This is a genomic window from Hyella patelloides LEGE 07179, from assembly GCF_900659865.1.
GTDB classification, from domain to species: Bacteria; Cyanobacteriota; Cyanobacteriia; order Cyanobacteriales; family Xenococcaceae; genus Hyella; species Hyella patelloides.
Map to the genome: position 1 here is coordinate 1 of NZ_LR213965.1, position 8,296 is coordinate 8,296.

Here is an 8,296-nt window from a genome sequence, read left to right on the forward strand (position 1 = left end):
TCGCGTTCCTCTTGAATGTAAAATCTAGACCAATCTACCTCAATCCCAGCTAACCATAGGTGACCTAAGGAATTGAGCAAAAAAGCTACATCCGATAGCTCTTCTTGAGGATGGCGTACTGATGCTAGTACTAATTTTTGCTCATGATGAGCCAGATGCCGTTTCGATAAGGAACCTAATGTTCGACCAGGACCCACTTCTAGCAAAATTTGTTCTGGGTTTTGCAATAGTTTTTCTATGCCTTTGGCAAATAAAACAGTTTGACGCAAATGCTGAACCCAATGGTTCGGATCTGTTGCCTGAGATTCTTTAATCCAATCCCCTGTTAGACTCGATATAAATGGTATTTGAGGAGACTTTAATGATTCTTGTCCAACTCTTTGTCTAAATTCATCTAAAATTGGTTCCATCATCTGAGAATGAAAGGCGTGAGAGGTATGGAGACGACGACATTCTATGCTTTGGGAAGCTAATTTATTTTCGAGAATATCTATTGCCTCTGTAGAGCCTGAAATTACACATCTAAATGCTTCGTTAATAGCTGCGATGGAAAGTTCTTCTGTTAATAGCGGTTGCACTTGCTCTGCAGGAAGGGGAGTAGAGAGCATCGCACCTTTGGGAAGTTTCTGAATCATTTTTCCTCTGGCTGCAACTAGAGATAAAGCTGTTTCTAGGGAAAATACTTCTGCTAAAGTTGCAGCCACATATTCACCTATACTATGACCGATCATTGCTTGAGGATAAACCCCCCAGGATTGCCATAACTTAGCTAGGGCGTACTCAACTACGAAAATAGCAGACTGAGCGATCGCTGTTTGTTCCAACTGCTGCTTTGCTATTTGAGTTTGTTCGGGCTGAGGATAGAGTATCTGACGCAAGTCCAACTCCAATTCCTGCTTCAGTATTTCCGAACATAAATCTACCTGTTGGCGAAATAGGGGTTCGGTTTCGTAGAGTTCCAATGCCATATTGACATACTGAGACCCCTGCCCGGGAAACATAAACACAACAGGTCGATCTGTGGATTCTAAAGTATTGGTAAAAACCTGTTGAGAATCTAAATTGGTCAGGGCAACCACTGCCTCTTTGATTTCCTGACAAACTAACATCCGTCGATGCTCGAAAGCTTTGCGACCACAACTCAAGGTATAAGCTAAATCAGCTAGATTTAACTCAGGATTTTCCTGGAGATGTGTACCCAAGTTAGCAGTTACTTGCTCTAGTGCGGAACTGGTTTTAGCAGAGATGAGAAGCAAATGCCTCGGTCGGGATTTTCCTGAAGGTGGGAGTAGAGGAGCTTCTTCTAAAATTACATGGGCATTAGTGCCACCGATACCAAAAGAACTAACTCCTGCTCGTCTAGGAGTACCGTTGCTGTTCCATTCAGATAGGGTGGTATTGACGTAAAAGGGACTGTTAGCAAAATCAATATTAGGCGATGGTTCGTCAAAGTGCAAACTAGGAGGAATTAACTTGTGTTTGAGAGCTAAAACAGTTTTGATCAGTCCTGCTACACCTGCGGCAGTGTCAAGGTGTCCCATGTTAGTTTTGAGAGAACCAATAGCACAAAAATTCTTTTTCTGGGTACTTTGTCTGAATGCTTTAGTCAAAGCAGCAATTTCAATGGGGTCTCCCAATGTTGTGCCAGTGCCGTGAGCTTCTATGTAAGTAATACTCTCTGCATCTACTTCAGCTACAGCTTGAGCTTGATCGATGACCTTTGCTTGACCTTCTGTACTAGGTGCTGTGTACCCCACTTTCAAAGAGCCATCATTATTAATAGCCGAACCCTTGATAATGGCATGAATATAATCTCTATCTGCGATCGCATTTTCTAGTCGCTTCAAAAGCACAATACCTAAACCGCTACCTACTACAGTGCCTTTGGCTTTAGCATCAAAAGCTCGACAATGACCATCTCGAGAATAAATCATGCCTTCAGTATAGAGATGACCAATTTTCTGAGGGAGCAAAATTGACACCCCTCCAGCCAAAGCCATATCACATTCTCCGTTAAGTAAACTCTGACAGGCTAAGTGAACCGCCACCAATGTAGTTGAGCAGGCTGTTTGAACATTAACTGATGGACCAGTAAGATTCAATTTGTAACTAACACGGGTAGATAGAAAATCTTTATCACTGTTTATAAGTAATTGATACTGACCAACAACATCTTGGAAGTCAATGTTAACAGGAATATTGTTGAGCAAGTAAGTGTTTAAGCCTACCCCTGCATAGACTCCGATCGAGCCAGCATATTTTTCTGGATCATAACCAGCGCTTTCGATCACTTCCCATGCAGATTCCAAGAAAAGACGTTGTTGTGGGTCGAGTTGCTTGGCTTCCTTTGCACTGAGACCAAAAAAAGCTGCATCAAACATTTCAATATCTGAAAGCACAGCTCTAGCTCTCACGTAGTTGGGATTTTTCAGTAGCTCTGGTCTGATGCCAGAGTCTAGAAGTTCTTGTTCTGAGAAAGTAGAAATGCATTCTACACCATCTTTAAGGTTTTGCCAGAAAGAATTAATGTCTTTTGCTTGAGGAAAGCGACCAGATAGCCCAATAATTGCAATATCTAATTCGTTAATTTGATCCATTTGTATCTTTCAATTTTTGATTTTTACCAAATCACATAAGGATTTTATATTTTTGCTTGACTTAAACTTTACCCCTGAGTTTAAGCCTTTTTCTTATTCTGAACTTTACTGCTTCTCGGGATATTTCACGTGCTTCCAATGGCGGTTTTGTTGTATTTCTATTCGCTATGTGTTGACTTAAACTTTTTATATTTGGATAGGTAAACATGTCAATAACAGACAATTCCATTGATAATTTTTCTTGTAACTTACTATTGATTCTTAGTAAGATTAGTGAATTAGCTCCTAGTTCAAAGAAATTGTCATAAATGCTTATTTTTTCTAGTTGCAGCATTTCTTGAAAAACCACCGCAATATGTTTTTCAGTTTCAGTTTGAGGTGGCACATATTCATGCTCACGAGTTGAGTTTATATCTAGTGCTGGTAGAGCTTGGCGGTCTACCTTACCATTAGGTGTTAATGGTATAGTGCTCAAGATAACAAAAGCACTGGGTACCATGTATTCTGGTAGCTGTGCTTTGAGGTGTTCCCGTAGTTGTTGAGTTGTGATTTCTGAGTCCGCAACTATGTAGGCTACTAAGCGTTTGTTACCAGTGCTTTCTTCAACAGCAATGACTACAGTTTGATTTACTTGAGGATGACTAGCCAGGACTACTTCTATTTCTCCTAGTTCGATACGGAAGCCTCTAATCTTCACTTGGTTATCGATGCGACCTAGGAATTCTATATTTCCATCACTTAAGTAACGAGCTAAATCCCCTGTTTTATAGAGTCGTTTTGAACTACTTTTATTGAAGGGATTTTCAATAAATTTTTCTGATGTTAGTTGGGGACGGTTCAAATAGCCTCTAGCCAAGCCATCACCACCAATGTGCAGTTCTCCAGGTACACCCACTGGTACTGGCTGTAAAGGGGAATCTAGAATGTAGATTTCGGTGTTGGCTATGGGTCGACCGATGGGTATATTACCCCCAGAAAAGCTTTGTTTTTCAACTTTGTAAATACAGCATCCGACTACAGTTTCAGTCGGACCATATTCATTAATCAATCCAGTTGTTGGTGCGTATTGTTGCCAAAAAGAAGCAACTTTTTCTGATAATGCTTCCCCACCAATAATAAATGCTTGGGTTTGAATGTTTATTTGTTCAAATTCTAATAAATGACTGAGTATTTCTAAATGAGCCGGGGTTATTTTGATAAGGCTAAATTTTGTACCGGAAGATAATGCTGCTTTGAGTGCCTCAATTTCTTCTATCTTTGGTAGAAGAACCACCTTACCACCCACCAATAAAGGTGCAAATAAACTGGTAATGGTAGCATCAAATCCAATGGAAGAATTAACAACAGAGCCAACTCCGTCAGCAATATTATAAGTTTTTGTACACCAGTTTAAATAATTAGCCATACCACCATGGATAATCATTACCCCCTTGGGTTTGCCAGTAGAACCAGAGGTGTAAATCACATAAGCCAAATTATCGAAACTTGCCCCAGCATTAAGATTAGACTTAGAGTATTGCTTGATCGCACCCCAATCAGTATCCAAACAAATCACCTGTGCATTATGCTCTGGTAAAGATTCTTGCAAAGAGTCCTGAGTCAGCAACACCCCCACATTAGAATCTGCCAACATATAACTCAATCTTTCTGGAGGATAATTGGGGTCTAGTGGTACATAAGCTCCACCAGCTTTGAGTATCCCCAACAGTCCTACCACCATCTCAATGGAACGCTCCACACAAATCCCCACCAACACCTCTGGTTTTACTCCCAGGTTTTGCAGATGATGAGCTAATTGATTGGCTCTTTGATTTAATTGTCGATAGGTTAATTGTTGTTCTTCAAAAATTACCGCAACAGCGTCGGGTGTTTTTTCTACCTGCTCTTCAAATAACTGATGAATACATTTGTCAGATGGGTATTCTGTTGCTGTATCATTCCATTCAACCAATAACTGATGTCTTTCTGATTCTGAGAGCAAGTTTAAACTCCCCACTTTCTGGTCAGGATTTTCCACAATTGCTTCGAGTAAATTTTGGAAGTGACCAACCATTCGCTCAATTGTTTGTGAGTTGAACAAGTCAGTATTGTACTTAAAACTTCCTTTAATAGATGAACTACCTTCAAGAATCTCTAAATCCAAATCATTTTGACCTTCTTGCTGCGGTATTTTTAAAGGTTCTGACTTCAATCCTCCCCAATAAATATTTTTCCCTATTTTATCTACAAATGAGTTTTGTATGTTTCGAGATTGTCGCAACTGCTGTAAAGCAAAAGATACTTGAAAAATAGGCGAACGACTTGAATCTCGATATGGTTGTAATTTTTCTACTAACAGAGAAAATGGGTAATTTTGATGAATAAGTGCTTCATTTACTGTTTGACGAATTTGATTTAAAAACTCTTTAAAGCTAGGATTATTAGATAGGTTTCCACGCAAAACTACTAAGTTAACAAAATAACCAACAATCTCTCTAAATTGAGACTGCAATCTGCCTGCAACTGGAGAACCAACTAAAAAATCATCAGTGCCAGTGTAGTGATACAACAACACCTGGAAAGCTGCTAAAAGAGTCATGTAAAGTGTTGCATTGTTATCTATAGCTAGTTGTTTGAGTTTTTGCGAAAGTTGCTCGGACAACTCAAAAATAATTGATGCACCATTATATGTTTGTATTGCTGGTCTTGGTTTATCTGTAGGTAGATTTAATACTGGTAATTCTCCTTCAAGTTTAGATTCCCAATAATGAAAAAGTTTCTCTCCTTCTGTTCCTTCCAACAGTTCTTCTTGGGAGCGAACATAATCTGAATAAGAATTTTTTAAAGTAGTCAGGGATGCACAAACACCATTAACTTTTGCTTGATAAAGCTTGGGTAATTCCGATAAAATAATATCTAAAGACCAACCATCAATGGCAATATGATGTATTGTTATTAATAAAATATGTTCTGATGCAGAAATCGTAAATAATCTTATGCGTATAATTAATTCTTTTGCTAGATTAAAAGACCGTTTTGATTCTCCAACTACTCGAGAATAAAGCTCTGCTTCATCTTGGGATGAAGCATCTATCTGCCTCCAATCTAGTTGAAAATTTTGATGTACCTGTCGAATTGGTTGTTCGCCAAGTTTTGGAAAAGTGCTACGCAAACAAGGGTGACGATCAACTAACTCTATGAAAGCAGCACGAAATAAAGCTACATTTAAATCATCAAAAATACGAGCAGAAAAAACCACGTTATGGGCAGCACTTTCAGGTTCTAATTCCCATATAAACCATAGAGCTTTTTGACTATAGGAAAGAGGGTGAACATTAAAGATATCTGGTTCTTTCTGAAGTAATTTTATGATTTCAACTTTATGTTGCTTTAGTTGAGCTAATAGTTCAGAAGTTAATTGCTCTGATGGTGCATCATACAACAATTTGTCTCCATTATTCCAAAATTTCCAACCTTTAATTACGAGTTCTTTCAACAATTTGATCGAATTCATATTTATCAACTCCCTCGTGATTAGTGTTTTCTTACAACTTTGCGAGGCAGTGAAGCCACCAGTTTACTGTATTCCTTCATTGCAACTAATTTACTCATGCCAGATTTTCTCTTCCAAGCTTCCCAAAGCGGATATTTAGCAGAATCTTTTTTTGGTTGGGATTCCTGACAATCGCCTTCAATAGCTTGTTTATACAAACTGTTTATCTTATAAAATTCATCATTCATAGGTGTTTTAACATGCATGAATTTCAATAGGTTAAACATCTTTTGAAATTCCACTTCTACTTCATTTAAATCATTCCAATCTTGAACAACATTTACTTTATAATCATCTTTTCCAGAAACTAAGATACTAAATTGCTTTTCGATATTGTGATTATTTTCATCAATGAAATCACCTTTCCATCGGTGAGGATAAATATGTACGCTCGGACGAATATAACGTGCATTGATAGCCAATCGTCGATTATTTGTTTGATTAGGTAAAGATGAATGCATACATCTTTCTGAAAAGATAATAATCTGACCTGCTTTAGCTGGAACGGCTTCTATTTCCCAATCATTTTCATCAAAAATAAAAGTTCCAGAATATTGATTACCCTGTTGATAGAGTGAATGATGAATGTTTATTCCAGCAAATATTCCTTCACTAGCAGGAACAGAATTGTTAACAAATTCAAATCTAACCTTATGAGTACCATTTGCAAACTGAAGGCATCCGTTATCGATTGTGGAATCATCTAATGCAACCCAGACAGTAAAGTTCAAAGCGTCTTTATCTTTTTCAGGAAAAATCAAAGACTGTTTTGCTTCATGTATATTGGTGGTTGAGTAATGCTCGAACACTTGATGCCAGGAAATCGTATCGTGTCCTGCTAATTTTGCAAAAAGATTTGTTCGCCACAATAATAGATCTGGTTCTCCTAGGTTGTTTAATCGTTGAACAATTTTAGGACTTTTAAATAGCTCGGCAATTGGTCGGTGGAATAAATGCTGATCTCGACTAGTAGACTGATTGTAAATGTTGTTATGAAATACCATAGTGCTTCGTTTATGTATCCGAGGTACAACAGAATGGGATTCTAAACAATCCATTACAGCTCTTATTTCCGATAAGGAAAAAGCATCTAGGGGTCCTAACCAACCTTTATTATTAAAATGCTCAATCTGTTCTGAAGTTAACGTTAGGGCAGAATCTATCTGAAAAATTTCTGGACTTTCTCGCAGCAAACGTAAAATGTCTGATTTGTATTCCTTGAGTTGATTTAATGTATCTAAAGTCAACTTTTCTTTAGGAGCATCATACAACAATTTGTCTTTATCATTCCAAAATTTCCAACCTTGGATTATAAGTCTCTGTAAAAAGTTAGTTAAATTCATAATGAACCTTTAATTCTTTGATTTTGTGTAATGTTAGGCTTTTACTCGCAATATCCGAATTACTCAGTTAATTGCTATTACCTAAACTCAGTTCGGAATAAGGAATATGTATTTCAAAAACTGACTTCCCAGCTTTTAGAAAAGTTTTAATTCAATTCTTTGCCTTAACCTAGTGGAACGAGGCTTAAATACAGTCGCCATTAAAATGGGTTAAATTTATTTATGAATCAACTTTGCTAATGGTATCGATATTTACGCCCATGACCACTAGTCAAAATATGAAAAATATACTAATACGGCTTCAAGATAAGCTTTTGTCCCTGAAACGCTCAATTATTGAAACAATTAATGACCAATTAAAAAATATTTCTCAGATAGAATATTCCAGATATCTAAGCCCATTCAATATAACTTAGTGTGTTCTTACAACTTTGCGAGACAATGAAGCAACCAGTTTACTGTATTCCTTCATTGCAAATAATTTGCTCATACCAGATTTTCTTTTCCAAGCTTCCCAAAGAAGATAATTGGCAGAATCTTGATTTGGCTCGGGTTCCTGACAATCCCCTTCAATAGCTTGTTTATACAAACTGTTGATCTCATAAGCTTTTTCATTTTGAGGTAGTTCAAGATGGTTAAACCTCAATAGGTTAAACATCTTTTGAAATTCCACTTCTACTTCATTTAAATCATTCCAATCTTGAACAACATTTACTTTATAATCATCTTTTCCAGAAACTAAGATACTAAATTGCTTTTCGATATTGTGATTATTTTCATCAATGAAATCACCTTTCCATCGGTGAGGATAAATATGTACGCTG

At 37.3% G+C, this 8,296-nt stretch carries 4 protein-coding genes and 1 pseudogene; 1 reads left to right on the top strand and 4 read right to left on the bottom strand.

Features of this window, described 5'->3' with window-relative positions; translation table 11 throughout:
• The 3 genes from H1P_RS23795 to H1P_RS23805 all read right to left on the bottom strand — a co-directional run.
• Positions 1 to 2,597, bottom strand: a 2,597-nt coding sequence (locus H1P_RS23795) for a type I polyketide synthase (protein WP_144872025.1), incomplete at its 3' end; no start/stop codon positions are given.
• A gap of 61 nt (positions 2,598 to 2,658) precedes the next feature.
• On the bottom strand, positions 2,659 to 6,090 hold the full coding sequence (locus H1P_RS23800; protein ID WP_144872028.1) for a non-ribosomal peptide synthetase: 3,432 nt from the start codon (positions 6,088 to 6,090) through the stop codon (positions 2,659 to 2,661).
• Between the two features lie 20 nt (positions 6,091 to 6,110).
• Positions 6,111 to 7,472, bottom strand: a complete 1,362-nt coding sequence (locus tag H1P_RS23805; protein ID WP_144872030.1) for an acyl-CoA-binding protein — start codon at positions 7,470 to 7,472, stop codon at positions 6,111 to 6,113.
• A gap of 275 nt (positions 7,473 to 7,747) precedes the next feature.
• Here H1P_RS23805 and H1P_RS23810 point away from each other — a divergent pair.
• Positions 7,748 to 7,870: pseudogene (locus H1P_RS23810) on the top strand (transposase); the annotation flags it as partial.
• Positions 7,871 to 7,884: 14 nt separating this feature from the next.
• On the opposite strand, the gene H1P_RS23815 reads toward H1P_RS23810, so the two are convergent.
• Positions 7,885 to 8,296, bottom strand: a 412-nt coding sequence (locus H1P_RS23815; RefSeq protein ID WP_186376108.1) for an acyl-CoA-binding domain-containing protein, incomplete at its 5' end; no start/stop codon positions are given.

What these genes read in the sequence shown, in the direction of transcription:
- H1P_RS23800 (WP_144872028.1), bottom strand. Translation starts at nt 6,090, where the DNA reads ATGAATTCGATCAAATTGTTGAAAGAACTCGTAATTAAAGGTTGGAAA.
- H1P_RS23805 (WP_144872030.1), bottom strand. Translation starts at nt 7,472, where the DNA reads ATGAATTTAACTAACTTTTTACAGAGACTTATAATCCAAGGTTGGAAA.